The sequence below is a fragment of the Robbsia andropogonis genome, assembly GCF_034047095.1.
GTDB classification, from domain to species: domain Bacteria; phylum Pseudomonadota; class Gammaproteobacteria; order Burkholderiales; family Burkholderiaceae; genus Robbsia; species Robbsia andropogonis.
In genome coordinates, this window is the sequence record NZ_CP139170.1 from 2,154,180 (window position 1) to 2,179,201 (window position 25,022).

The window sequence follows — 25,022 nt, forward strand, 5'->3', positions numbered from 1 at the left end:
TGTGGTGCTCCCTTATCCAACAGAAAATAATGCGCACGCGGGCGCATGCCGATGCGATATGACGGTAGCCGCCGATATCAACGCCGCGATTGGCCGTGCCAGTATCGCTCAGCGTGCCGACAAGGGGCGCGTGGCGCCCGGCAGGATCGACGCGCCGAAATCATCAATCAACGCCCGCACGAAGGCATCGTCGCGAATCGATGCTTCCGCGCGCCGCTGCAGTGCCGCTCGCTCGGCGGCATATACCGCCGCCGCCGTGCACTGCGCAGGTCCTACTTCCACCTGCAACTGCACGTCACGGCCGAGCCGCTCCTGTACCGCCGCGCGGACCTTTTCCAGGTGTCCGCCGGAGGCAAGCGTCGTCACCGGCACGCGCAATTGCAGGCGATCCGCTTCGACCTGGATCAATTCGCTTTGATGCGCCAGTTGCTGCGCCAGGCCTTTTACCTCCAACGTCATCGCAAACGCCGGCCAATCAGAATCGATGCCGATTGCCGTCATCGCAATACCCGGAGGCGGCCGAGGCACATCGATGGCGCCGTCGCCCATCGATGACAGGCCACCGTTCGCGCCCGCCCGCTCTCCATGCCGCGTCGTCACACTGTCCGACACCGATTCAGCTCGATCCCTGCGCGCATCCGATGCGGCGACACCGTTGGAACCCATTGATGCAAGGAATGCATCCGCCGCCGCACCGTCCGCATCCTGCACGTCGTCCCACGGCGCTGGCATGCCGGTATCGTCGCGTGCATCCCGCGCCGTTGCATCCGACGCACGCGTGGCCGGCAAGCGATCCATGTTGCGGGACGTTGGCACGGACAGGCCGGGGCCTGCCGGCGCCGTTGGTACCTTTGCCGCGGTCCCGCGGCGTGCCGTAGGAGAGGAAGTCGAGGACGACGTTCGTTTCAACACACCAAGCGCCGCAAGCTTCGCACGCGCACCGGACGCGGCAGACTGCGCTGCCTCTTCGCCGCCAGCACTGTGGACATCGGCAGAGGCCGGTGTCGACGCACCACGCGCCCCCGCCAGCGCCGCCGGTTCCTTCGCTGCTGGCGTCGGCGTGGCCACCTCGTCAAACGCATTTACGGCTTCTTCCGAGGCAACCGTATTCATGTCAATGCCCGTGTCCGGAGACTGCGCCATCCGACCAAACGACAACGGTCGCGTCGACAGGTCTGCTTGGTTCGCGGCAGCGGGCGCGACCGCCACTGACGGTACCGCGGCGACATCGCCCGCGGGCTCGTCCACACGTTTCATGGCATCCGGGAAAGGCACGACTGCCTCGCCGACGGCATCACGCGGTGCCGAATTCGCACCCCCTGTGGTGACCAGTGCCTTCGACGGCGCAGGCGGCATCGAAGGCCGGATCGGCGCCTTCACCGAAGCGGTCGTCGGCGGCACCGCGGCGGCACGGGTAGCATGGACGTCACCACCACCCGTTCCAGCCGCTCCCGGGGACGCCGTTACACCGCCGAACGGCGTTCCCGACACCGGGCGAAACGCAAGCATCCGCAATAGCGTCATCGTGAACCCGGCATACTCATCCGGCGCCAGACCCATCTCGCTTCGGCCGATCGTTGCAATCTGGTAATACAGCTGAATCTGCTCGGCACCAAGCGTGCGCGCAAACCGCCGGATGTCCTCGGCCTCGGGCCATTCGTCCATGACCGAACCCGGTACACTCTGCGCCCAGCCAATGCGATTAAGCCATTGCGCGAGATCCTGCAGGGCCGTGGAAAACGACAGGCTGCGCCCTGCCATTTCATCCGCTACCGCGAGCACGGCCGCGCCGTCATGGGCGATCAAACCGTCGAGCAGGCGCACCAGGTAATGTTGATCCAGCGCGCCTAGCATGCCCCGCACGGCCTCGTCGCTCACCGTCCCCGCGGCATAGGCAATAGCCTGATCCGTCAGCGAGAGCGCATCACGCATGCTGCCGCTTGCCGCGCGCGCGAGTAATCGCAGCGCCTGCGGTTCGAAAGCGATCTGTTCGTCGCCCAGCACCTTGGCAAGATGATCGACAATGTCGTGCGCGGGCATCTGCTTCAAATTGAACTGCAGACATCGCGATAACACCGTGACGGGAATCTTTTGCGGATCCGTGGTGGCGAGGATGAATTTGACGTGCGCTGGCGGCTCTTCCAGCGTTTTCAACATCGCATTGAAAGCGTGGTTGGTCAGCATGTGCACTTCGTCGATCATATAGACCTTGAAACGCGCATCGACCGGGGCATATATCGCGCGCTCGAGCAACGCCGCCATCTCATCCACGCCTCGGTTCGACGCGGCATCCATCTCGACATAATCAACGAAACGGCCGGCATCGATTTCCACGCAGGCACGGCACACGCCGCAAGGTTGCGCGGTAATGCCGGTCTCACAATTCAATGCCTTCGCAAGGATTCGCGAAAGCGTGGTCTTGCCCACACCACGGGTGCCGGTAAAAAGATAGGCGTGATGCAGCCGCTGTTGTTCAAGGGCGTGCGTCAACGCCCGGACAACGTGATCTTGTCCGACAAGCGACGGAAAATCGCGGGGACGCCATTTGCGAGCGAGAACTTGGTAGGTCATCGGCGAATTCTATCAGGAACGCCGAGGTTCTCCGCGGTCCACGCATGGCAAACACACACTGATCGAAGGAAGATGAAATAGGCGCTGACTGGACACTGCACAAAGCGGAAAACCGTGTGAATGCGTGGTGCTAAGCGACATATGACACCGCGCATCACAAACGCGATGCGCAGTATGCACAAAGACCCTACGCTAAACAACAATGCGCAGTGACATATCGAAAAATAGGGAGAAGGTGACGAGCCGGACCCTCGGCACTGGTGGAAAGCGATCGTGGCTGCTTCGTTCCCGACCTGACCAGGTTAACCGCACCACCATGCGAGGAGGCCCGTCACAAAAAATTATAGCACGGTAACGGTGCACTAAGCCACGATTTCGCCTTCGACGTCGACTTCCGTCTCGGCCTCGATGTCCGTCTCCATGGGGTCACGCGGCAAGCCAAAACTATCCGTATCGCGTAGGCAATCCGCTAACTCGATCAGGTTCGAAATGGCCAGCTTGCGAAATATATTGCGTTTGTGCGCACTGACGGTCTTTGGACTCAGACACAACGCACGGGCGATTGCCTTGTTTGTATGGCCGTGCATCAGATTTTCCGCAATGCATCGCTCCCGCAACGTCAACACGCAGGGCCGCGACGCGTGCGTGGTCGTTAACTGGTCCGAGCCGAGGCGCAACCCCCAGGCACGACCATGCAGCGCGCATGCCACGCCCTCTATCAACCGTTCCGGCGGGTCCGTTTTGTAAAGGAAGCCATCCGCTTGTGCCGTGTGCGCACGCCGTACCGGCAACACGCCTCGATGCATCGAAAACATCACTACCTTGGGGGGCGCGGGCAAGCGCTTGATCCGGCGTAAGACCTCATATCCGTCCAGTCCGGGCAAATCGATATCGAGTAGCACCAGATCGGGCTGGCATCGCTGCACCGCTTGCCAGCCCTGCTGCCCATCCACCGCCTCCATCACCACGTCGAACCCGAAGCTGCCGTGGCGATGATTTTCCAGGAGCACACGTACTCCCAAGCGGATCATGTCGTGGTCATCCACGATCACGACGCGTTTCCTATCCATGCACTCTCCCGAAACACGTCCCGCCCAGTATTCGTCGATCCTGGGGGCGGGTGACCGGGCGACCGCGCAAAGCACGGCGCCACATAGGTCATTCGCTAGTGTGCCATTCGGCCGTTCGGGCAAACAAGATGGACAGACGAGAACAGGTATGTGCCTATCAATCGATGGGCCAAGTCCCAATCGACAATGCGTGAGCCCACGGCAACTAAAGGAGCGGACCACCTAACGCATCGAGTAAGTGTCCCATCCGGGCACGCTTGGTTTCGAGATAAGCCTGGTTTTCCGGATTAGGCTCGATCGCCAGCACGACACGTTCGACCACATCGATACCCGCCTTGCGTATCGCCGTCAATTTCGCCGGATTGTTACTCATCAGACGCACTTTTCCGACCCCCAGGTCACGCAGGACTTCGATGCCCGCCTGATAGTCCCGCGCGTCCACCGGCAGACCGAGGTCGGTGTTGGCGTCGACGGTATCACGCCCCTGGTCTTGCAATGCATACGCGCGAATCTTGTTAACCAGCCCGATGCCGCGCCCTTCCTGCCCTCTTAGATAGACAACGACCCCGCGCCCTTCCGCCTGAACGCGCGCCAGGGCGCTGGCCAATTGCGGTCCGCAGTCACAGCGCAAGGAACCGAACGCATCGCCGGTAAGGCATTCGGAATGCAAGCGTACCAATACGGCGTCGGGGCCGTGAAGATCGCCGCGCGCCAACGCGACATGCTCGGCGCCCGTCACCAGGTCGCGATAGACGTACGCGGTAAATTGACCGTGCGCTGTTGGCATCCGCGCGGTTGCAATACGTTCCACTCGGATGGCGGGCGTGTCCGCATCGTTCTGGGGTGACGGCAAAGGCCGTCTTTCGTTGTTTGCTGCCATATCTGCTGCCCTTGTCTGCTACGCCTTTTCGCCAATCCGCGTGTCTTAAGGCGACCCGCTCATCCGTTGGCGTCGGTCCCACGTGCGAAAGCGAATGTTCTCGCGCATCAACGCGTCAGGTAAGATTATCCTCCGACATGACGCTTGCGTGTCGCACTAACCATTACGCCGCCTGTCAGCCCGCGCCAAGATAGCCGTAGCGCAACAAAAAGATTGCCGCGATGACCCACACCGCCGGCGCCACGGACCGCGCCCGCCCCGTGAGTAATTTAAGCGCCGCGTACGAAATAAACCCAAAGGCAATGCCGTTGGCGATGGAATACGTGAACGGCATCGCCAAGACAGTCAATATGCCAGGCACCGTTTCCGTTGCATCATGCCACGGCAATTCACCGATATCGCGCAACATCAGACAGGCGACGTACAACAATGCCGGCGCCGTCGCATAAGACGGTACCGCACTAGCCAACGGCGCGAAGAACAACGCTACGAGAAACAAAACCGCCACCACCAACGCGGTCAAACCGGTGCGCCCCCCCGCCTGTACACCTGCGGCGCTTTCCACATACGCCGTCGTGGACGACGTGCCCAGCACCGCGCCGGCGATGATCGCCGCGCTGTCCGCGAATAGTGCCCGACGCATGCGACGATCGGTGGGGACATCCCGTCCTGGGCCGGTCGGCGTCCGTGGCACCAGGCCGGCGCGCTGCGCCACACCCATCAGCGTGCCCGTCGCATCAAACAGCTCGACGAGGAAAAACACCAACACGACATGCCAAATCCCGCTCGACAGCGCACCGGCGATGTCGAGCTTGAAAAACGTCGGCGCGATTGATGGCGGCAGGGACACCACACCATGAAACGCATTGCCGCCGACAAAGAAGCTCAGCACCGTGACAAGCAAGATCCCGATCAGGATCGCACCGCGCACCTTCATCACATCCAGAGCGACAATTACCAGGAAACCGAGCACGGCCAGCAGTACTTGCGGCTGGTGCAGATCGCCGAGCCCTACAAGCGTCGCCGGATTCGCCACCACGATGCCGGACGATTTCAATGCAATGATGCCCAGGAACAGCCCGATTCCCGCGGTGATACCCGTTCGAATGGACGCGGGAATGGCGGCAATCAATGCGCCACGCAACCCGACGAGTGTCAGCAATAGAAAAAGGCAGCCAGAAATGAACACCGCCCCCAATGCCGCTTGCCAGTGATACCCCATCCCCTGAACCACCGCGAATGCGAAATAGGCGTTCAATCCCATGCCCGGCGCACACGCTACCGGATAATTGGCGAACACTCCCATGATCAGCGTTGCAAGCGACGCCACCAAGCACGTGGCGACAAACACGGATGTGGCGGGCATGCCTGCCGCACTCAGAATCGAAGGATTAACGAACAGGATGTAAGCCATCGTCAGGAACGTGGTCATTCCCGCGATCACCTCGGTACGCACGGTCGTTCCCGCCGCTTGAAGTCCAAAATATCGTAGAAGCATTGTCGCTTATCCCCTCACGGCGCCATTGCGCCCGCCAATCCGCCTCGCATTGTGCCTGAAGCCGCCACGGACCGCGCACCCGTCCACCGTCCACATCCGTCTTTACCGACCCGCGTATGTGCAACCAAACGCCGCTTTGCGGTCACACCGGCAGGAGCAGCACCCGTCTCGGTCGAATTGTCTCCTTACGTTCTGCATTTCTTGCGATGTCTGGCAATTTTTTCCACGCGTTGTGCATTTTGACCGATTTGTACAGCGCACACTAAGGACATGCTGCCGACGAGCTGTGGACCGATCGCCATCCGGTCGTCGTCCCGGCCGTCTCAGGCCGTCACGGCTTTTTGATCGCCCGGTAATGCCGGATGTCCGCAAAACGATATAGGCATGTATTTTGCTTAAGAGGAGCAGGCTGTAAAGCTGAATGAACCAAACCAAGGGGAATGCATGGCGACGGGATTTCACGCAGATGGACAAGGCAAGCCGGATTCGATGAGCGCGAACCTGCAAGCAGCCTTGGCAACAGTGTCGTTTCCAGCCAACAAGGATCGCGTGATGGATGCAGCCCGCGAAAGCGGTGTCAGCAACGATGTCCTGATTGCCTTGGATGGTTTGCCGGAAACGGATTATGCCGATGCGGATGCGCTGTTGCACGCATTGGGATAAGCGAAAAAATTCGATGAGAAAGAAACACGAATGTCGTATCGATCCGATAAGACTCATGCTCGTCACGCGGAACGCCACGCCGAAGGCGAACGACAGGACGGACAGGACGAATGGCGGACCGTTGCGACACTTTGATACGCCACGGCGTTTTCCACGACGGCTAACCACCGACGAATATCGACAAGAGGGAGTAGCAACCATGAAAAAAATGAACGTCGCATTGAAGATGGGCACCGCCATTGCCGCCGCCACGTTTGCGCTGGCCGGCTGCACGACGACGGCCACCGCGCCGAACGGCGGCCAAAGCAGCTCGGCGATGGAAAAGCGCCATAGCATCAATGCGAATGTGGACCAGACCCTGTCGCGCCTCTATTCGACGGTTCCTGGTTCCCGTGAACTGGTGGGCAAGGCCCGCGGCGTTCTGGTATTCCCGAATGTGCTGGCAGCAGGCTTCGTAGTTGGCGGTCAGTACGGCGAAGGCGCACTGCGCGTGGGCTCGGAAACAGCTGGCTACTACAGCACGACCTCCGCTTCAGTTGGCCTCCAGATCGGCGCACAATCGAAGGCGATCATCATTGTATTCATGACGCAAGATGCGCTGGACAAGTTCCGCAACGTGAAGGGCTGGTCGATTGGTGGCGATGCGTCGGTAGCCGTGATCAAGGTGGGCGCAAATGGCGCGATCGACAGCAACAGCGTCCGTGCGCCGATCGACGCATTCGTGCTGACGAACGCTGGCCTGATGGCGAACTTGACGCTGGAAGGCACGAAGGTTAACCGTATGAAACTGTAAATTCAGGTCCACTGCAGATGGCGCGTATCCACTCGCGCCATGTAGTAAAAAAGCCGCATCCATGACAGATGCGGCTTTTTTTGTACGTACCGATCACGCCGGACGCACCTGGCGCGCCAGCAGACGAAGCACGGTCAATCAGTGATCAATCGTAATTGCGCCTTGCGCTGCGCGCGCGCGGCTGCGTGGTACACGTCCAAGTAGCGCTGCGCCATATGGTGCGCCGTGTAATGCTGCTCGAAATGCCGCCGGATATGCGAGCGCGACAGACCCGGCAGCTTGTCGACCGCGGCAATCGCGCCAATCTCGTCTTCGACGATGAATCCGGTCTCCCCGTCACGCAACACTTCCCCCACTGCTCCGCGCTTGAAAGAGATCACCGGCGTACCGCAGGCCATGGCCTCCACCATCGCCAGACTGAACGGCTCGGGCCAATCTATCGGCGACAGCAAGGCATGCGCACCAGACAAGAATGCGGCTTTGTCACTATCGCGAATCTCGCCGATATATTCGACGTGCGGCAACTTCAGTAATGGCGCTATCTCCGTTTCAAAATAGAGTCGATCCGCCACGTCGATCTTGGCCGCGATCTTAATGGGAAGGCCGCATCGCCCCGCGATCTTGATGGCGCGATCAAGCCGCTTTTCCGGCGAAATGCGGCCAAGGTAGGCAAGATAGGAAGGCGCGATGGGCTGTGGGCGATACAGCCACTCCGGCAAGCCATATGGCACGTTGCCAATCCAGTTGCCTCCGGGAAGGTAGCGTCGCTGCCCCATCGAAAGCGATATCAAGGGCACATCATCAAATGCCTCGTACAAACTCTGGTGCTCCGGCAAATCCAGGCGCCCATGCAGCGTCGTGACAAATGGGGTGTCCTGACGCTTGAAAATAGAAAAGGGATAAAAGTGCAGATGCGAATGCACGATATCGAATTCCGGCGCAAGCTGGCGGACCCTTTCGAGCATCAGCATATGCGGCGCAATCGGGTCGCGAATGCTCGGATCGCGCCGCAACGCGCGCGGCCAGATAGCTTCAAGCTTGGCATCAGTGACGGAGTCGCCGCTGGCGAACAACGTCACCTCGTGCCCCATCTGCACAAGCGATTCCGTCAGATAAGAGACGACACGTTCCGTGCCGCCATACAAGGTCGGGGGCACCGACTCCGTCAACGGAGCGATTTGCGCGATTTTCATGATGACCTCCCGTTGTTGCCAATATGGCAACGCCTCATTGCTTCAGTGCTTCTGTACCCTGACCGCCCGCAAATCGGCGAGGAAGCTGTCGCGCCACACGCCCAGGTCGTTTTTGCGTAACACCTCGACCATCCGCGCATGGCGGCGTTGACGCTCCTTCAACGGCATGGTCAGCGCCTGCTGCAAGGCCTCCGTCATATCGATGATATCGTGCGGATTCACAATCAGCGCGTCTTGCAATTCCGCCGCCGCGCCCGCGAAACGAGACAACACCAATACACCGGGATCCGCCGGATCCTGCGCGGCGACATATTCCTTGGCGACGAGATTCATGCCATCTCGCAACGGTGTCACGAACCCCACCTGCGACGCTCGGAACAAGGACATGAGTACCCAGCGGTCGTACCGTCTGTTAAGGTACCGAATCGGCGTCCAATCGAGCCCGGAGAAGCGCCCGTTGATCCGCCCTGCCTCGTATTCGAGATTCTGTCGGATATGCTGATAGGTCTGCACATCCGAACGCGTCGGTGGTGCGACCTGCACCAGGCTGACAGCGCTTTGCAATTCAGGCACGTTCTCCAGCAAGCGCTCGAATGCACGGAAACGCTCGACGATCCCCTTCGAATAATCGAGCCGGTCCACACTCATGATCAGCTTGCGATTCTGCAAACTCTGCTTCAGCTCACGTACATCCTTACGGCTTTCGAAACGCTTCGCCTGTGCCGCGATGTCATCGGGGAAAACACCGATGCGGTAGACGCCGGCTTTCAACTTGCGCCCGTACGCCTCGACGTCCGTGCCATCCGCGGACATCGTGCCACCGGCGTAGCGCGTGACGTAATCACCAAACGCCACGCGATCCGATTCGGTCTGGAACCCAACCACGTCATAGCAACAAAGCGAACGCACCAACTCCTCATGCGGCGGAATATTCAGGAGCACTTGCGGCGTGGGAAACGGAATGTGCAAAAAAAAGCCGATACGATTCTTGACACCCGCGAGCCGCAATGCCTCGGCAAAAGGAATCAGGTGATAGTCATGGACCCAGATCACATCGTCGGGTTCCAACAACGGCAGTAGCTGCTGCGCCAGCCAGGCATTGACACGTCGGTATCCGGCATACTCCTGCCGGTCGTAGCGCGCCAGGTCGTTCCGATAATGAAAGACTGGCCACAGCATTGCATTCGAGAAACCGCGGTAGTACTGGTCATAATCACGTCGCGCGAGATCGACGGTCGCGAAAGTGACCGCGCCATCCTGCTCGACATGCGGTGCGGCGTTCAGTGACGCTTCGGTGACAATGTCTCCGCTCCATCCGAACCACACCCCGCCGGCATCCTTCAAGGCGCCAAATACCCCCACGGCCAGCCCGCCGGACGAGCCCTTGCTTTCCGTCGGGGTGGCAACACGATTGGATACAACGACGAGTCGACTCATTGGATGGCTCAAATCCTGTTATTCGATATTTCGATCATGGGGCACTCCGCGAACACGGCGTTCGGTCGGCGGGCAGTGCGATGGTGTCGGACGGTCGGGGGCCGGAACGTCGTCACACGTCGCACACGACAGTTTGAGGCGCGACGGTGCGGACGACGTCAACCAGGAGGCGCTCTAAAACGAAGGTGCCTAGCCGGTTCGTTCGGCACGCTGCCGGCGCGATACGCCACGCGCGGCCACATACCCTTGCATACAAGGGAAATGCGTAATAAATCGGCCGCTTGAAGATGGATTAACAAGGTTTTTCTCTTTTAATAATACACCACGTCACGCGGGGCTGCTGCCGATGAACATGGATGCTGGCGAGGTTCACGGGCCGTGAGAGCGCGGGTACGCGCGGTAACTATCGACCCGTGCGGCCAGCCGGCATCGACGTCGACGCACGCCAACCCGGCGCCGACTGTGTGATACCGGGTGAAGAGGATGCCACGCGCGGCATGCCTTCGGCCAACGGTGCGAACGGCGTTTGCACCGGGTCATGCGGTGCTCCCGGTGGCGCTAGGTCGTCCGGGCTGCCATGCAGCGACTCCGGGCCAGGAAAATCACGGCGCGCACCGGCCTCGGGTGACGTCGGCTGCCATTCATTGCGGGTCCGAGGAAGATACTCGGGATAATGCCGCTGCATGTAGGCGATCAAACCCTCACGCACTTTACATCGAAGATCCCAGTTCAGCGGCGAGTCACTGGAACTGACAAGCGCACGCAGTTGCACGGCCCGGTCGCTGGCGTCGGTTACCTGCAGGACCTGGACGCGTCGATCCCATTCACTGGCTGCCTCGCACAGCCGGACGAGTTCTTCCCGGAGTGGCGCGATCGGCATCCGGAAATCCACCCAGAGGAAAACGCTGCCGATGATCTGCGAGGTGGTTCGTGTCCAGTTCTGGAAGGAATTTTCAATAAACCATTGCAATGGCACGATCAGTCGTCGTTCATCCCAGATCCGCACGGCGATATAGGTGCCGGTAATGGCTTCCACCCGCCCCCACTCGCCCTGTATCACCACGACATCGTCGATACGCACCGGCTGAGACAGCGCGATCTGCAGCCCGGCGATCAGGTTGCCGAGAACGGGTCGCGCAGCGATACCGGCAACCAGTCCGGCAACGCCCGCGGAGGCGAGCAGACTCGCGCCGATCTGCCGTACATTCGGTACGGTCATCAGCATGGCGCCAACGCCAATCACGACAATCGCGGCCATCACGCATCGGGCGAGCACGTGTACCTTGGTATGCAGGGAGCGTGTACGAAGATTGTCGGATTGTTCGAGGGGGTTCAGCGTAATAACGCCCTGTACGATGGCGTCTACGGTACGCAAGGCAAGCCATGTCAGCGACCCGATCAACACCAATACCGAGACACGCCGAAGCGGGTTTACCAAAAAGAGATCGTCGTTCGTATTCCACCAGACCAGTTGCAGCAACAGGACGGTAACCGCCCATTGCGCGGGTCGGTCGACGTACCGAACCAGCATGCCGATCATGGGATAAGGCCGCGCCAGCCGTCGCAGGATTCCCAGACCAATGCGATGCGCGGCCCAGGCGAACAGCAACGTAAGCAGGGTCAGGGTGAGTACACCGGGCCAGGAATTCAACGGCGCGTCCACGATCCGCGTGCCGAAGTCTAGAAGCTTCATGCGGTAGGGGTGTGCAAGGAGGGCATACGATCCGGCGCGTGGCCGGACCGTGTCCCGTTGTTGATGTTCATGGGGTGATACGACCGAAATGCGTTCCCGTGTCGGGTGCGTCGATCCTTACTGCGCGGCCTGGGGATGTTGCGCGCGATATTGTTGCTCGATCGAGGTCAAAAGCTTGACCGAATCCGGCTCCGAATACCGCTTGCCGAAATCGAGTGCTGTCATACCCAGTTGGTTCTTGACCAACGGGTTGGCGCCGCGCTTGATCAGCAACTGGATCGTAGACGCGTAACCGCCGCGGGCCGCCATCATCAGTGGCGTGGTGTCGTTTGGTGAACGCGCATCGACGTTCGCGTGCGCATCCAGCAAGATGGTCACGATGGTGTCATCCCCGGTGCTCGCCGCGTAGTGCAGCGGCGTCCAGCCTGGCTTGTCGACTTTCGCGCCCTTCGCGATCAGCATCCGGACGATCGACGCATCCTTGACGATGGCTGCCAGCATCATCGCGTTCTCCCCTGCGCTATCCGTCTTTTCAACATCGGTACGACTATCGGCCAGCAGCGCCTCGGTCACCTTGTCGGATTTCTCCCGCGCGGCCAACACAAGCAGCGGCATACCTTGCGCGTCGGTTGTGTTTGGATTGAAACCGGATTGCAGCGCCCGTTGCACCGCGGACGCATCGTCAAACTTGACCGCCTTGATCACCGCGTCCGGGGAGGCCGCACTGGCCATCTGCGCATTGACGCCGCAGCCCGCCAAGATCGACATCGCCGCCACGCCAGCAACCGCCTGGCGCATTGAACCATACCTTGCCGACCTACCCAACACCGCTGCCCGCATGCGGGACATCATCGTCATCTGAGTCAAATTACCGCTCCATTGAAAATCTGCCGAATCACTCGGCGATATATGCCGCCGCTTCAGGGCGCCGCACTTGCAAACAGGCGGAAAAAGTTTGCCGTGGTCGCGGCACCCAGCGCTTCCGGCGTCAGCCCACGCAATGCCGCGACGAAGTGGCCCACGTCGGCGACATAGGATGGTTCGTTTGTCTTGCCGCGATACGGGACCGGCGCCAGGTAGGGCGAATCCGTCTCGATCAACAAGCGATCCTCCGGTACCCGACGCGCAACATCCTGCAACGCGATCGCGTTCTTGAATGTCACGATACCGGATAGCGAAATATAAAAATTCATCTCCAACGCCGCTTGCGCCACCTCCCACGTTTCAGTGAAACAGTGCAGCACGCCCCCAATCTCGTCCGCGCGTTCCTCCCGCATCAGCCGCAACGTATCTTCCGCCGAAGCCCGTGTGTGAACGATCAAGGGCTTGCCCGCGGCACGTGCCGCGCGAATGTGGGTGCGGAAGCGTTGCCGCTGCCACTCCATGTCCGCCACGCTCCGGTTCTCCAGACGGAAATAATCCAACCCCGTCTCGCCGATGGCGATGATCTTCGGATGCGCACTCAAGGCCAGCAGGTGATCCACATCGGGCTCTTCCACGTTTTCGTGGTCGGGATGCACGCCGACCGAAGCGAAAACATTCGCATGGGATACCGCAAGCGCCAGTACCTGGGGAAACGTCTCCAGATCGACGCTCACACACAATGCATGCGTGACCGCGCGCTGCCGCATCCGGTCCATCAAGGCCGGCATCTGGGCGGCAAACGTTTCAAAGTTGATATGACAGTGTGAATCGACGAACACGGTGGAATCCTATTGACTATAGCGTATCACTTGGCGCGGCGTCAGCGCGGCGACAGCGAAAACACGGCGCGGTACCGAACGAACAGCGATTCGAACACCAATCGCGCGTTCAATGGGTGCTGCTCGGTCATCCGTTCACGCAGCAAGGCCTGCTGGAACTGCATCAGCACCATCGCATCGGCTTGCATGGCACAACGGCGCAGCGCGGTGGCATGCGCGGGAAAATACCGGATTTGCCCTGTCAACGTGACGCTGGCCAGGTCGTACACCCATCGTTGCAACCAACCGAGTACGATCGGTACCGCCGTCTTCTGCACCGCATCGGCACAGGCAAATGCGTCGCATTGCGCGCCAGCGGACCATTGCTGGATCAATCCATCGCGCAATGGCAACAGCGCGGCATGGTGCGGATCGCCAAATAATGCATGGGCCGCTAGTGGCGCCCCGCCGGTTTGCGCCAAAGCGTCGCGCGCCGCCATAGGGGACGGCACGCCCGGTTGTGCCGCCAGCCATTCGCTGGCCAAGGCACGGTCGGGCCCGGCCAATGGCCATTGTCGGCAGCGGCTGATGATTGTGGGCAGCAATCGGTCCAGATTGGCACTGACCATCAAGAACATGACGCCGACGGGCGGCTCCTCCAGCGTCTTTAACAAGGCGTTGGCCGCAGCGCCATTCAACGCTTCCGCGGGATACACCAACACCACGCGTCGGCCGCCGCGATGCGCGCCAATCCCACAGAACGTCAACAAGGCGCGGATCTGCTCGATCTTGATTTCCTTGCTGAGCGCCTTGCCTTTCGTATCGCCTTCGCCCACATCGCCGTCGGTCGCCTTCCCTTTAGCCGCTTTCCCCCCTTTTTCGGAAACGTCGCCATCGGTCGACGTGGGTAGCGGTGGCGCCAGATTTTCCGGATAGACCGCATGAAAATCCGGATGGTTCCCTTGCTCGAACCAATGACATGCGGGGCATCGCCCACAAGGCCGGCCACGCATGGCGTGCGGACCGTGCCCTTCCTCACACAATAACGCCTGCGCCAGATGCCGCGCGAACGCTTCCTTGCCGATCCCGGCCTGGCCGTGAATCACCAGCGCGTGCGCAAACCGGCCGTTTGGCTGCAACTGCGCCGTCAACGCATTCCACGATGCCGATTGCCACGGGTACAACATCCTTGCTCTCCTATCGTCCCGCGCGGATCATCGCCGCGCAAGCGCCCCGCCGGGCATGCCTTTCATGCGCCCGTCACGCACACATCGCGTACCGGACATCGCGGCGCGTACTCGCCCATGTCACAGGGCGGACACGATGACCTTCAGGTCGCTCTGAATCTCGGCAATGCCTCGGCTCGCATCGATAATGCGAAACCGTTCCGGCGATGACGCGGCGCGGCGGAGGTATTCACTACGCGTGCGTTCGAAAAAATTCACTGATTCCCGTTCGAAACGGTCCGCCACGCGCGCGCCATCGCGGCGGGCCTGAGCGGTATCGATCGGCACGTCGAACAACAACGTCACGTCGGGCTGAAAGCCCTCCTGGACCCAGGCTTCGAGTGTTTCCAGTTTCGAGAGCGGCAAGCCGCGACCGCCGCCCTGATAGGCGAACGTCGCGTCGGTGAAGCGGTCACAAAGCACCCAGTCACCACGCTCGAGCGCAGGCCGGATCACGCGAACCAGATGCTCCCGGCGCGCGGCGAACATCAACAACGCCTCGGTCTCAAGATCCATCGGCTGATGCAACAGCGTTTCGCGCAGCGTTTCCCCGAGTGGCGTGCCCCCCGGCTCGCGGGTCTGAACCACGCGCCGCCCCTCCCCCCTCAAGCGCGCTTCGAGCTGCGTGCGGAACCAGGACAGATGCGTGGTCTTACCTGCCCCATCGATTCCCTCGAACGTAATGAATTTTCCTGGCGCCCGCATTTACTGCCTCCCCGGTACATTGATGCGCTGTGGACTGATTTTCGACCCGGCGCTTACCACCGGGCTCGCCGCAACCGCGTTCTTCACCGCGCTGGCCGGTGGGCTTACCGCCGCACGGCCGATCGGTGCCCGATGTTCCGCGTCACTTGCCGCTGCACCTGCCGCGTCGCTTGCGACACCGTCTGCCGCTTCCCCCGCCGGGTTCGTCGCCGAGGCCGATGCCGGAACGGCCAGTCCATTCATCGCCGGCGCTCCGACGTCCGTGCGTCCGGCCATCCCGAGGTTGCGCTGATACAAGTTGACCGCGCGATTGTGATCGACGAGCGAATCCGAAAAGACGCTGGTGCCGTCGCCCTTTGCCACGAAGTACAACGCCTTAGAGCTGGCCGGATGCGTCGCCGCCTTTAAAGCCGCCATCCCCGGCAGCGCGATCGGCGTGGGCGGCAAGCCGCGTCGCGTGTACGTATTGTACGGGGTGTCAGTCTGCAAGTCCTTTTTGGTCAAGCGCCCGCCATACCCCGCTCCAAGGCCATAGATAACGCTCGGGTCGGTCTGCAAGGGCATGCCGATCTTCAGCCGGTTTATGAAGACGCCCGCGACTTCCGCGCGCTCCACCGCCTTGCCGGTTTCCTTCTCTACCAGCGATGCCAGCGTCAGCGCCTGATAGGGCGATGTCAGCGACAAATCGGGGGCGCGCTCGGCCCACACCTGTGCCAGGCGCTGCTCCGCGACATCATGGGCGCGACGATAGACGCTGATATCGCTCACACCTTTCGAGAACAAATACGTATCAGGAAAGAACATGCCTTCCGCGGCGATACCGGGCGCGCCGATCGCAGCCATCAACTGCGCGTCGCTCATACCGGCCGTATCATGGCGCAAAGCCGGATTGGCATCGATCTCGGCGCGCATATGCGCCACGGTCCAGCCCTCGATCACCGTAACCGACGACTGGTTGACGTCACCGCGCGCCAGCTTCAATAGCACTTGGTAAGGCGTGATGCCGGTCTCGAACGCGTAATTGCCCGACTTCAATGACGTCGACAGATTGAGGAAGCGCGCGATCAGCTCGAAGCCACGCGGGTTCATCGGCAATCCGTTCTGCCGCAACTGCGCGGCGACGGCGCGCAGAGACCCTCGCGCCACCGAGATATCGATTTCAGGCTGGGCAAGCCGCATGGGCGTATTTGCCCACCAATAGGCCGCGGCGGCGGCTCCGGCCATGACGATGACAGCGGTTGCGATCGATCTCCGGACCCATCGACCAAAGTTTCCAAGGGACATACGTTTCCAACAGTTGTCTGGAACCCAATATAATACTGTGATTCGGTGTGACTCTCGCTACCTTCCGGACGATGGATCGTCCGGTGGCGATCAAGGCCGCACGCCCCTCATACACGGTCGTTCCCCTACCCTGCACGGCGAGGCACCCAGCCAGATCATGTCCGATACGTCCGAACCCCTTTCCCCCACGTCGTCGACCGATGCCGCGACGGTGAATTTTCACGCATCCGCCACCACGATGCAAACCAAGGCGGCGCAGGCATCCCGCCTGGTTCCCCCCGGTGGCGGGTTCGCTCCGCTTGCGACCGATAGTCACTGGGCGGTCATCGACGCGCGCGGTGCCGATGCGCGCAGCTTCCTCCACAACCAGTTGACGAACGACGTCACGCACTTGTCACCGGCCCACGCAGCTCGGGGTGCCTTCTGCTCGCCAAAAGGACGGATGCTCGCCTCGCTACTGTATTGGCCTTTACCGCCGATAAATGCTGCCGGCGCAAACAATGCCGTGCCGACGACAGCACCGCATGCGGTCCCGAGTCCGACCCATCACGACGACCTTGCCCACTGGCCCGATATCCGGCTGCTGATCAGCGCCGACATCGCCGACGCGATTCGAAAGCGGTTGCATATGTTCGTGTTACGGGCCAAGGTAAAGCTTGTCGATCATAGCAACGACGTTGCCCTGTTCGGCCTGAGCGGTGGTCATGACGACGCGGCATTCGATGCCGCATTGTCCGCGTTACTGCTTCATAAGGGGGTCTGCGTGCCCTCGGAGCCGAATCCTCCTGACTACGCGGTCGCGTTTCCCGGGGTACGTAACGGCTCCACGCCGCTAGCCAATGTGCTGGGCACGACGGCAGGCGAGGCAACCAGCATGACCGGGGGCTCGTTGCCACTGATCCGGCAGGATAGCGACAACGGCGATACCGTCACACTGTTACGTCTGGCCGATGCGGCCGGACAACGTCGCTTTCTGCTTTGCGTGCCTGCCCCTACACGTGATGCGTGGCTGGCCGCGCTGGCCGACAGGTTCAGTACCATTGACCCGGCGCACTGGGATTGGCTGGCGATACAAGCGGCCCAGCCTGAGATCACCGCGCCGACACAGGATGCGTTCGTGCCGCAGATGGTGAATTACGAAGCGATAGGCGGCGTCAATTTTCGCAAAGGATGCTATCCAGGCCAGGAAGTGGTAGCGCGCAGCCAATATCGCGGCACCGTGAAGCGGCGCGCGACCTTGGCCCACGCCGAACAAGCGCGGGCCGGTGACGAAATCATCGACCTCCATGATCCGGTCAACCTTGGATCGGCGGAGCAATGGCAGCCATGTGGCCGCGTGGTCAATGCCGCCCCCGCGCCGGAGGGAGGCGTCGATTGCCTGATCGAACTGAAGACGGCGACGCCCGCGGACGCCGCATTGCGTGTGGTGCTTCGTGCAACGGCGGTCGACGCCTCGGCATCCGCGCCGCAACATGACGTGTCGGCAACACCGTCGACGGCAACGGCAGCCTTGACGGTCTACGGCCTACCATACGCCTTGCCGACAGCGTAAATCAAGGCGTGCGTCACGCGCGCGCATGACAACCGGTCGTTGGATCCCCTCAACTGTCAGCGGCCGACGGCGGTACATGCGTGACCTCGGCCCTGACTTTCCGGCCCAGCGGCAGCTTACGCAGATATTTAAACGTACCCAACGCCTTCGCGACCAGGCCGCCATCAGCGTCCCGTACTTCGCCTTCACAGAACGCCATGGTCGTCGAGCGGTGCAGCACACGCCCGTACGCAGTCAAGATCCCCTGTCCCGGCTGGATGAACGTCACGCTCATATCAACGGTGACCACGCCACGCGAGCGATCCACCGCCATGTCGCCTGGCGGCCGTTCGACTTCACGGGCGGCATGTCCGAGTGCGGCGTCGAGCAGCGTCATCGTGACACCACCATGCGCAATCGCCCATCGATTCATATGCCGACCTGACAGCGCCAGCACGACTTCGCTACCCGACGCGTCGGCGCGCACCGTGCGCACCCCCAATTCCCGTAGGAAAGGGTTGGCGGCGTCCGGATGAATAGCGTCGGATTCCATTGGCTGATCTGCCGTTACCATGCCCGGTCTCCCTTTCAGGGTTGCCGCGGGGTCGCTTTTCTCGCTGAAAGCGACCCTGCCATGCATCTCGTTATCGTTATGGTATTGATGGGAAGGACGACCACACGCGTTTTAGTGCGCGTAGTCGACGCATTGGCGTCCTTCCGTGACTTTGCGGACAAAGGCCACCAGCGCCTGATGCTGCGGGTGCACTTGATAAGCCTGCAGCGCGTCCGCATCGGCAAAGACCGAATATAAAACGATATCGAACGTCGAAGCCACGCCCGGCCCAGCCGGAGCGGCAATACCCACTTCGAGCTTATGGATACCTGGCACGATTGTCGCGCATGCCAGCATCAACTCGCGCATCTTCTCCAGGTTGTGCACCTTCGACGCGCCCTCGGCCTCGTCTTTCACTTTCCACATCACAATGTGTGTCAACATCAGGGCTTCCTCCTTTGTACGGCCTTCCTCGAGACCATGCGATGCGCAAGCTGGCGCACCACGTTCTAAAATAGAAATTTCCATCCGCGCGAGCCGCCATTGTTCATGAAGCCCACTTCCCCGCTGTCCGCGCTCGGCAGCACGCAACGGCCTGGCGGCGGGTTCGCATCGCTTGGCGAGCGATTCTACACCCGCTTGCCCCCGCACCCCCTCCCCATGCCTTATCTGGTTGCCGCTTCCACCGATGCGTTGCACGACCTGGCTTTGCCCGCGGACTGCGTCGATGATCATGGCCTGGTCTTGCAATTGTCCGGGCACCCACCCGGCGCTGCCCCCGGTAATACCGACGCGCGTCCATGGCCCGCAGAGATCCCGCACGCGCAGTTGCCGCTGGCGAGCGTGTACTCGGGTCATCAATTCGGGCAATGGGCCGGGCAGCTGGGCGATGGGCGTGCCTTGCTGCTGGGCGAGCTTGCCGATCGTGACGGCGTCTGGCAAGAAGTGCAACTGAAAGGCGGCGGCCTGACGCCCTACTCGCGCATGGGGGACGGTCGTGCCGTATTGCGGTCCTCGATCCGGGAGTTCCTGTGCTCGGAGGCCATGCATGCGTTGGGAATTCCCACCACACGCGCCCTGGCGGTCACGGGCTCCGCGCTGCCGGTGCGACGTGAAACGCTGGAGAGCGCCGCCGTCGTGACCCGGTTCGCACCAAGTTTTATCCGCTTTGGTCACTTCGAGCATTTCTGGTCAATAAATGACTTCGATGCACTGCGCCAGCTCGCAGACCATGTGATTGCAGCCCACTATCCGGCGCTGCGGGAGACCGAGAACCCCTATCTTGGCTTATTGGAGCAGGTGGCATCGCGCACCGCGGATTTGATGGCGCAATGGCAAAGTGTCGGGTTCTGTCACGGGGTCATGAATACGGACAACATGTCCATTATTGGACTGACGATCGATTACGGTCCCTTCGGGTTTCTCGATGGCTTCGATGCACGGCACATTTGCAATCACACGGACACCCACGGGCGCTATGCGTATCATCGCCAACCGGAAATCGGACGCTGGAACCTGTTCGCCCTGGCCCAGGCGCTGCTCCCCTTGATTGCCACGCCGGATGCCGCCAGCGCGATGCCTGAAGCCGGTACGACCGAGGCCGATGCGGCGATCGCGCTGACGAAATCCGCATTGACGCCCTACGGCGAGCAATTCAACCGACATTATCAGGCGCGTATGACCGCCAAGCTTGGCCTGTTGCAGCCCACGCCGGAAGACGGTGCGCTACTCGACAGGCTGCTGCAATTGATGGACGCCAATCACGCCGACTTCACGTTGACGTTTCGCGCACTGGCCCAGGTTTCGCAGCACGAGGAAACGCACACGGCGAATGGCGCGCCGAAGCTTGCCGATTATTTTCTCGATCGTCCCGCCATTGATGCCTGGTTGGTCGACTATCGAGCGCGTCTGCGCCAGCAAGGGCAGGACGATGCCAGCCGCCGGGTGCAGATGTCCCGCGTCAATCCACGATACGTGCTGCGCAACCATTTAGCCGAGTTGGCCATTCGCGCGGCACAAGACGGCGATTTTTCCGAAACCCGACAACTGGCCGCCGTACTGCGTCGCCCATTTGACGAACAACCGGAGCACGCGGCCTATGCCGCGCAGCCGCCCGACTGGGCCGCTGGGCTGGAAGTCAGCTGCTCCTCCTGACCTCTCTCGGCGGCGCCGACGACTGCCGCCCGTCGCTCTTAATGGAGACAGACCATGAATGACCCGCAAAACCCGAACGTCCCTCAGAAGCCGCTTGACAGCGACGTCAGCCCTACCGCTGGAGCGCCTGGCCACGCCGGCAAACCACCCAAGACCGACGCCGAATATCGTGCGGAATTGACGCCGGTGCAATATAGCGTGGCGCGTCAGTCGGCAACGGAACGCCCTTTTACCGGCGATTACTGGGATCACTGGGAAAAAGGCACGTATTATTGCGTCTGCTGCGGCACGCCATTATTCGAGTCCTCGACCAAATTCGATGCCGGATGTGGTTGGCCTAGCTACTTCAAACCCATCAACGGCGAAGTGATTGCCGAACACACGGACCGCTCGCATGGCATGCTTCGCATCGAAGTCAAATGCAAGACATGCGATGCGCACCTGGGCCACGTGTTCGAAGACGGTCCGGCGCCGACGGGCCTGCGCTACTGCATCAACTCCGCGTCAATGACATTCGGACAATGAAATTTCTTTTCGACCTATTCCCCGTCATCCTGTTCTTCGTCGCGTTCAAGATATGGGGAATTTATACGGCGACAGCCGTGACCATCGCGGCCACCGTCTGCCAGATCGTCTGGGTGGCGGTCCGACACCGTCGTGTGGAACCGATGCTGTGGGTCAGTTTCGCGATCGTCGTCGTTTTCGGGGGCGCCACGCTGGTACTGCATGACGAGAATTTCATCAAATGGAAACCGACGGTCCTGTACTGGGCCTTTGCGGTCGCGCTGGGTATTGCACATCTGCTGAAGAAAAATCCAATTGAAGCGATGATGGGCAAACAGATGACGCTGCCCGCCGCGGTCTGGCGCCAGTTGAATCTGGCGTGGGCCATGTTTTTTGTCTTCTTGGGCATCCTGAACCTGATCATCGCGTTTCACTTCTCGACCGATACCTGGGTCAATTACAAATTGTTCGGCGGGACTGCGCTGATGATCCTCTTCGTGATCGCTCAGAGCATTTGGCTCGCCCGTTACTTGAAGAGCGAGTGAGCACATCATGATCGACACGACATCCGCTTCACCGTCTGACAGTTTGTCACACGTGGTTCCTGCGGGCGCTGCACGCCGTGACTGGATCGAGAGCCGTTTACGCGCTACGTTTACCCCCGACTGGCTCGACGTCGAGGACGACAGTGACCGCCATGCCGGGCACGCGGGAGCACGCAACCAGGACGGCAGCATTGGCGGCTCGCATTTCAACGTGACGATCGTCAGCACCGCGTTCGCCGGCAAGTCCCGGGTGACGCGCCATCGGCTGGTGTATGATGCCCTCGCTGAGGCGATCCGGGCCGGACTGCACGCGCTCGCGATCGTGGCATTCACCCCCGAAGAATACGCAAACAGGACTGATCGATGATTTTCAGCAAGACCCGCGTTGCCACGGCGGCAGCCTTTACCCTTGTTGCCGTGAGCATGCCCGCGTTCGCGCAGAACGCCGCCATCGTCAACGGCACGGCAATACCGTCTGCTCGCGTGGACGCCATGATCCAGACCTTGCCCGAAGGCAGCCAGAGCGCCTCTCCGCAATTGCGCGAACTCATTCGCGACGAGCTGATCAATCGGGAAGTGCTGATGCAGGCGGCAACGAAAGACGGCCTGACGAAGGATCCGGTGGTCCAGCAGCAAATGGCGATCGCCGCGCAAACCGTCGTGATCCGTGCCTATCTGGAGAAGTACGTCGCGACGCACCCGGCTTCGGACGCGGAATTGCACGCGCTGTACGACAGTATCGCTGCCAAGATGAAGGCGCAGAGCGCTGGCAAGGAATACCATCTGCACCATATCCTCGTGGATAACGAGCAGCAGGCAAAGGACTTGATCGCAAAGATCAAGGGCGGCGCAAATTTCGAAGACTTGGCCAAGCAATTCTCGAAAGATACGGGGTCGGCGAAGAACGGCGGCGACCTGCCGTGGTCGCCGGCAAACGCGTATGTCCCGGAATTCGCGAAGGCCGCGGAAGCCCTGAAGGACGGCCAAGTCACCGATACGCCGGTGCATACGCAATTCGGATGGCATATCATCCGCCTCGATGGAGAGCGTGATGCGCAAGCTCCCGCCCTGCCGCCGTTCGATAGCGTGAAGAGCCAGTTGGCCCAGCAAGCGCAGAAGCAGCAGATCGAGGACCTGGAATCGAAGCTACGCGGCCAGGCGAAGATCCAGTAACGGCGAGCCACATCACCCGTAACCGAACCGATCCGACGAAAATAGGCGACGGGTGAGTGGCGCAATGGCCTTCGCATGACGCGCATATTCGGCAGTCGGCCCGGCGTCTCATACCCGCCGCGGATGACCGAAATGTCATGCCGCATTTATTTCGAGCGCGTTCAGTGCCGTCTGTAGCTTCTCTGTATTGCCCAACACCCACGTCTCCCCGATCGCGACCAGATTGGACAGCAATTGCGACACTGTGGAGTCGGACCATTGCGCCGAAAGCAGCAAAGCGATGCACTGTGCCCCCACCGCGACATCGCTTTCTTCCAACGCTGCCATGATCAAGCGGAAATGCGTCAAGAACCACTGGGCACGGTGCTCCGAGATCGTGTTATCCAGCAATAGCCTGTCGAAAAGCGGTGATATCGACAAGTAGTGATGTGTTTCAACCTGCATCGGTGCAATGCCAGATACCTTCGCAAGACGCGCGGCCTGTTGCAGCAGGTCTGCCACGAACTGCGGCGTGCGTCGTCCGGTACGCACCCATTCGAACGGGACATTCTCAAGACTATAAGCCTCCGGCAAGACCCGTTCGGCAATTGCTATCAAACTGGATGCATACGGCGCGATCACGGGATCGAACAGTACGGTTTCAAACCACTCCGTACGTAACGCCCGGCCGAAATGACTGGGTAATGCCGTATTGTCCAGATCATTCAAACGCTCGAGGGTCAATGCGTCGTCATGCTCACGCTCGACGATATTGCGCCAGATTTGGTACTCAAGGCGCGAGCTTTGCCTACCTCTCCTGTCTTCAGGAGCACAAAGCCAATCAAACCATCTGTTCGCATCGTGCATGGAAATGTTTCTATCTTCCAGTACACGGCGATAGCCTTCAGGCCAATTGCTATGGCCTACCAGTGCAAAATAGTCTTGTTCTTCGTCTTCCTCGTCGTTTTCAGGTTCGGAATCCGTGTCGCATTCAATCGCGGCCAAACGAAGAGCGGCATCCATCTCCTCGCGTGGAATACGATTGAAAAATAAAAAATCGCTCAGCCCCGCCACCGCGTGGGAACTCAGCAAACCATCCGCAATCCATGCGTCGATCACCTTCTGAAAAAATGCCTTTGCGGTCGCTTTATCTCCGTCTATCACTGTCGTGATGTCAACAAACGCGGCTATCGCCGCGTCCCGCTCGGCTGGAACCACCCGCCCCTGATCGTCTCGCATCTTGGCCACAGCTGCACGCAACTGTTTCATGGCATTTGACCGCTGTTCTTTCAACACCGCGATCGAGGTGCCGATCCCATTGCCCCCCAACGATGCCAACGCGGCCGCCTGGCGTTGCGGTAGCGGTGCCGCCAGCAAATAATTCGCAATCCGTTCGGTCACATGCGGTATGACATCCAATCGCTCAAGCAAGCTATCGTGCGCGCCCGCGGGCGATATGCCTGCCTCGATATTCTCTCGATACGGATTTTCTCTGTGTTGGATCGGATTTGGCAATGCGCGCAATGTCGGTTCGACGTCGTCGCGGCTATCGCTGTCGTAATCGACGAGTGCGTTGGCAAGCGCGCGGTGATCTACCGGAGCACGTCCCGTATCGTGGGAAGGTCCCGCCACAGCGGCAGCCTCCGTCCGCTGCCGCGTACGTAGCGGTGCAGTGACCGAATCGGAAAGCGAATCGCAAGAGGCCGGTGACGGGGATCTAGGACGTTTCGCTTGGGGCATTGCAGGGTCTCGCTAGTCAGGTGATGTACAAACAATCACGATCATGATATTTATTTCGTACTACCAATTTATTTACGAAATATCGAATAGAAAATCATACGGGACACGAAAATATCATTCAATACTCCCGTTTGGGTAGACCGTTTTG

22 protein-coding genes, 1 other RNA gene and 1 pseudogene are annotated in these 25,022 nt (G+C 60.6%); 8 read left to right on the forward strand and 16 right to left on the reverse strand.

Features of this window, described 5'->3' with window-relative positions; all coding sequences use genetic code 11:
- Positions 1–108: 108 nt before the first annotated feature.
- The 5 genes from dnaX to SJQ66_RS22975 all read right to left on the reverse strand — a co-directional run bounded on the left by dnaX (position 109) and on the right by SJQ66_RS22975 (position 6,019).
- Positions 109–2,571 carry a DNA polymerase III subunit gamma/tau gene (dnaX, locus tag SJQ66_RS22955; RefSeq protein ID WP_024902967.1) on the reverse strand — a complete coding sequence of 821 codons (2,463 nt, stop codon included), beginning with the start codon at positions 2,569–2,571 and terminating at the stop codon, positions 109–111.
- A gap of 234 nt (positions 2,572–2,805) precedes the next feature.
- Positions 2,806–2,904: signal recognition particle sRNA small type (gene ffs, locus SJQ66_RS22960), an RNA gene on the reverse strand.
- A gap of 29 nt (positions 2,905–2,933) precedes the next feature.
- Positions 2,934–3,641, reverse strand: a complete 708-nt coding sequence (locus SJQ66_RS22965) for a response regulator transcription factor (RefSeq protein WP_024902968.1) — start codon at positions 3,639–3,641, stop codon at positions 2,934–2,936.
- A 205-nt stretch (positions 3,642–3,846) separates the two neighbouring features.
- Positions 3,847–4,521: a GTP cyclohydrolase II gene (gene ribA / locus SJQ66_RS22970; RefSeq protein WP_036009169.1), complete on the reverse strand. Its 675-nt coding sequence runs from the start codon at positions 4,519–4,521 to the stop codon at positions 3,847–3,849.
- Between the two features lie 175 nt (positions 4,522–4,696).
- Positions 4,697–6,019, reverse strand: coding sequence for an NCS2 family permease (locus SJQ66_RS22975; RefSeq protein ID WP_024902969.1), 1,323 nt, complete (start codon positions 6,017–6,019; stop codon positions 4,697–4,699).
- 489 nt (positions 6,020–6,508) lie between these two features.
- On the opposite strand from SJQ66_RS22975, the gene SJQ66_RS22980 reads away from it, so the two are divergent.
- Positions 6,509–6,682, forward strand: coding sequence for a DUF2795 domain-containing protein (locus tag SJQ66_RS22980; protein ID WP_236693652.1), 174 nt, complete (start codon positions 6,509–6,511; stop codon positions 6,680–6,682).
- Between the two features lie 199 nt (positions 6,683–6,881).
- The gene (locus SJQ66_RS22985; protein ID WP_320534591.1) at positions 6,882–7,475 is read left to right on the forward strand and encodes a BPSL1445 family SYLF domain-containing lipoprotein; all 594 of its coding nucleotides are present in this window, start codon (positions 6,882–6,884) and stop codon (positions 7,473–7,475) included.
- A 134-nt stretch (positions 7,476–7,609) separates the two neighbouring features.
- Here SJQ66_RS22985 and SJQ66_RS22990 read toward each other — a convergent pair whose 3' ends face one another.
- From SJQ66_RS22990 to mltG, 8 genes and pseudogenes are all read right to left on the reverse strand, one after another.
- Complete coding sequence (locus SJQ66_RS22990; RefSeq protein WP_046154104.1) at positions 7,610–8,668, reverse strand: glycosyltransferase family 4 protein; 1,059 nt, start codon at positions 8,666–8,668, stop codon at positions 7,610–7,612.
- A gap of 42 nt (positions 8,669–8,710) precedes the next feature.
- Positions 8,711–10,105 carry an alpha,alpha-trehalose-phosphate synthase (UDP-forming) gene (otsA, locus tag SJQ66_RS22995; protein ID WP_024902973.1) on the reverse strand — a complete coding sequence of 465 codons (1,395 nt, stop codon included), beginning with the start codon at positions 10,103–10,105 and terminating at the stop codon, positions 8,711–8,713.
- A 403-nt stretch (positions 10,106–10,508) separates the two neighbouring features.
- A complete protein-coding gene (locus SJQ66_RS23000; RefSeq protein ID WP_052738480.1) occupies positions 10,509–11,798 on the reverse strand; it encodes a mechanosensitive ion channel family protein in 1,290 nt (429 codons plus the stop codon).
- A gap of 117 nt (positions 11,799–11,915) precedes the next feature.
- The gene (locus SJQ66_RS23005) at positions 11,916–12,596 is read right to left on the reverse strand and encodes an ankyrin repeat domain-containing protein (RefSeq protein ID WP_320534592.1); all 681 of its coding nucleotides are present in this window, start codon (positions 12,594–12,596) and stop codon (positions 11,916–11,918) included.
- A 122-nt stretch (positions 12,597–12,718) separates the two neighbouring features.
- Complete coding sequence (locus tag SJQ66_RS23010; protein ID WP_024902976.1) at positions 12,719–13,501, reverse strand: TatD family hydrolase; 783 nt, start codon at positions 13,499–13,501, stop codon at positions 12,719–12,721.
- Between the two features lie 41 nt (positions 13,502–13,542).
- Entirely contained in the window at positions 13,543–14,667 is a 1,125-nt protein-coding gene (holB, locus tag SJQ66_RS23015) for a DNA polymerase III subunit delta' (protein ID WP_320534593.1), read from the reverse strand.
- Between the two features lie 120 nt (positions 14,668–14,787).
- Positions 14,788–15,411, reverse strand: coding sequence for a dTMP kinase (gene tmk / locus SJQ66_RS23020; protein WP_024902978.1), 624 nt, complete (start codon positions 15,409–15,411; stop codon positions 14,788–14,790).
- Positions 15,412–15,696: 285 nt separating this feature from the next.
- Positions 15,697–16,695: pseudogene (gene mltG / locus SJQ66_RS23025) on the reverse strand (endolytic transglycosylase MltG); the annotation flags it as partial.
- A 157-nt stretch (positions 16,696–16,852) separates the two neighbouring features.
- Between mltG and ygfZ the strand changes: the two are divergent.
- Positions 16,853–18,247, forward strand: coding sequence for a CAF17-like 4Fe-4S cluster assembly/insertion protein YgfZ (ygfZ, locus tag SJQ66_RS23030; protein WP_024902980.1), 1,395 nt, complete (start codon positions 16,853–16,855; stop codon positions 18,245–18,247).
- A gap of 49 nt (positions 18,248–18,296) precedes the next feature.
- Here ygfZ and SJQ66_RS23035 read toward each other — a convergent pair whose 3' ends face one another.
- Together SJQ66_RS23035 and SJQ66_RS23040 are read right to left on the reverse strand one after the other, a co-directional pair.
- Entirely contained in the window at positions 18,297–18,800 is a 504-nt protein-coding gene (locus SJQ66_RS23035) for a PaaI family thioesterase (protein WP_024902981.1), read from the reverse strand.
- A 111-nt stretch (positions 18,801–18,911) separates the two neighbouring features.
- The gene (locus tag SJQ66_RS23040; protein ID WP_046153064.1) at positions 18,912–19,223 is read right to left on the reverse strand and encodes a Dabb family protein; all 312 of its coding nucleotides are present in this window, start codon (positions 19,221–19,223) and stop codon (positions 18,912–18,914) included.
- A 105-nt stretch (positions 19,224–19,328) separates the two neighbouring features.
- On the opposite strand from SJQ66_RS23040, the gene SJQ66_RS23045 reads away from it, so the two are divergent.
- Genes SJQ66_RS23045 through SJQ66_RS23065 form a run of 5 tightly spaced genes read left to right on the forward strand, consistent with a single transcriptional unit; the run spans position 19,329 to position 23,155 of the window.
- A complete protein-coding gene (locus SJQ66_RS23045; RefSeq protein ID WP_320534594.1) occupies positions 19,329–20,933 on the forward strand; it encodes a protein adenylyltransferase SelO in 1,605 nt (534 codons plus the stop codon).
- Between the two features lie 54 nt (positions 20,934–20,987).
- Positions 20,988–21,458 carry a peptide-methionine (R)-S-oxide reductase MsrB gene (gene msrB, locus SJQ66_RS23050; RefSeq protein WP_024902984.1) on the forward strand — a complete coding sequence of 157 codons (471 nt, stop codon included), beginning with the start codon at positions 20,988–20,990 and terminating at the stop codon, positions 21,456–21,458.
- Positions 21,455–21,982, forward strand: a complete 528-nt coding sequence (locus SJQ66_RS23055; protein WP_024902985.1) for a septation protein A — start codon at positions 21,455–21,457, stop codon at positions 21,980–21,982. Before msrB ends, SJQ66_RS23055 begins: the two co-directional genes overlap by 4 nt.
- 7 nt (positions 21,983–21,989) lie before the next feature.
- Positions 21,990–22,349: a BolA family protein gene (locus SJQ66_RS23060; RefSeq protein ID WP_024902986.1), complete on the forward strand. Its 360-nt coding sequence runs from the start codon at positions 21,990–21,992 to the stop codon at positions 22,347–22,349.
- Positions 22,346–23,155, forward strand: a complete 810-nt coding sequence (locus SJQ66_RS23065; RefSeq protein WP_046153037.1) for a peptidylprolyl isomerase — start codon at positions 22,346–22,348, stop codon at positions 23,153–23,155. The genes SJQ66_RS23060 and SJQ66_RS23065 overlap by 4 nt, the downstream gene beginning before the upstream one ends.
- A gap of 135 nt (positions 23,156–23,290) precedes the next feature.
- Here the strand turns inward: SJQ66_RS23065 and SJQ66_RS23070 are convergent, their stop codons facing one another.
- Positions 23,291–24,766: a hypothetical protein gene (locus SJQ66_RS23070; protein ID WP_320534595.1), complete on the reverse strand. Its 1,476-nt coding sequence runs from the start codon at positions 24,764–24,766 to the stop codon at positions 23,291–23,293.
- Between the last annotated feature and the right edge of the window lie 256 nt (positions 24,767–25,022).

What these genes read in the sequence shown, in the direction of transcription:
- dnaX (WP_024902967.1), bottom strand. Translation starts at nt 2,571, where the DNA reads ATGACCTACCAAGTTCTCGCTCGCAAATGGCGTCCCCGCGATTTTCCG.
- SJQ66_RS22965 (WP_024902968.1), bottom strand. Translation starts at nt 3,641, where the DNA reads ATGGATAGGAAACGCGTCGTGATCGTGGATGACCACGACATGATCCGC.
- ribA (WP_036009169.1), bottom strand. Translation starts at nt 4,521, where the DNA reads ATGGCAGCAAACAACGAAAGACGGCCTTTGCCGTCACCCCAGAACGAT.
- SJQ66_RS22975 (WP_024902969.1), bottom strand. Translation starts at nt 6,019, where the DNA reads ATGCTTCTACGATATTTTGGACTTCAAGCGGCGGGAACGACCGTGCGT.
- SJQ66_RS22980 (WP_236693652.1), top strand. Translation starts at nt 6,509, where the DNA reads ATGAGCGCGAACCTGCAAGCAGCCTTGGCAACAGTGTCGTTTCCAGCC.
- SJQ66_RS22985 (WP_320534591.1), top strand. Translation starts at nt 6,882, where the DNA reads ATGAAAAAAATGAACGTCGCATTGAAGATGGGCACCGCCATTGCCGCC.
- SJQ66_RS22990 (WP_046154104.1), bottom strand. Translation starts at nt 8,668, where the DNA reads ATGAAAATCGCGCAAATCGCTCCGTTGACGGAGTCGGTGCCCCCGACC.
- otsA (WP_024902973.1), bottom strand. Translation starts at nt 10,105, where the DNA reads ATGAGTCGACTCGTCGTTGTATCCAATCGTGTTGCCACCCCGACGGAA.
- SJQ66_RS23000 (WP_052738480.1), bottom strand. Translation starts at nt 11,798, where the DNA reads ATGAAGCTTCTAGACTTCGGCACGCGGATCGTGGACGCGCCGTTGAAT.
- SJQ66_RS23005 (WP_320534592.1), bottom strand. Translation starts at nt 12,596, where the DNA reads ATGCGCCAGGCGGTTGCTGGCGTGGCGGCGATGTCGATCTTGGCGGGC.
- holB (WP_320534593.1), bottom strand. Translation starts at nt 14,667, where the DNA reads ATGTTGTACCCGTGGCAATCGGCATCGTGGAATGCGTTGACGGCGCAG.
- tmk (WP_024902978.1), bottom strand. Translation starts at nt 15,411, where the DNA reads ATGCGGGCGCCAGGAAAATTCATTACGTTCGAGGGAATCGATGGGGCA.
- ygfZ (WP_024902980.1), top strand. Translation starts at nt 16,853, where the DNA reads ATGTCCGATACGTCCGAACCCCTTTCCCCCACGTCGTCGACCGATGCC.
- SJQ66_RS23035 (WP_024902981.1), bottom strand. Translation starts at nt 18,800, where the DNA reads ATGGTAACGGCAGATCAGCCAATGGAATCCGACGCTATTCATCCGGAC.
- SJQ66_RS23040 (WP_046153064.1), bottom strand. Translation starts at nt 19,223, where the DNA reads ATGTTGACACACATTGTGATGTGGAAAGTGAAAGACGAGGCCGAGGGC.
- SJQ66_RS23045 (WP_320534594.1), top strand. Translation starts at nt 19,329, where the DNA reads ATGAAGCCCACTTCCCCGCTGTCCGCGCTCGGCAGCACGCAACGGCCT.
- msrB (WP_024902984.1), top strand. Translation starts at nt 20,988, where the DNA reads ATGAATGACCCGCAAAACCCGAACGTCCCTCAGAAGCCGCTTGACAGC.
- SJQ66_RS23055 (WP_024902985.1), top strand. Translation starts at nt 21,455, where the DNA reads ATGAAATTTCTTTTCGACCTATTCCCCGTCATCCTGTTCTTCGTCGCG.
- SJQ66_RS23060 (WP_024902986.1), top strand. Translation starts at nt 21,990, where the DNA reads ATGATCGACACGACATCCGCTTCACCGTCTGACAGTTTGTCACACGTG.
- SJQ66_RS23065 (WP_046153037.1), top strand. Translation starts at nt 22,346, where the DNA reads ATGATTTTCAGCAAGACCCGCGTTGCCACGGCGGCAGCCTTTACCCTT.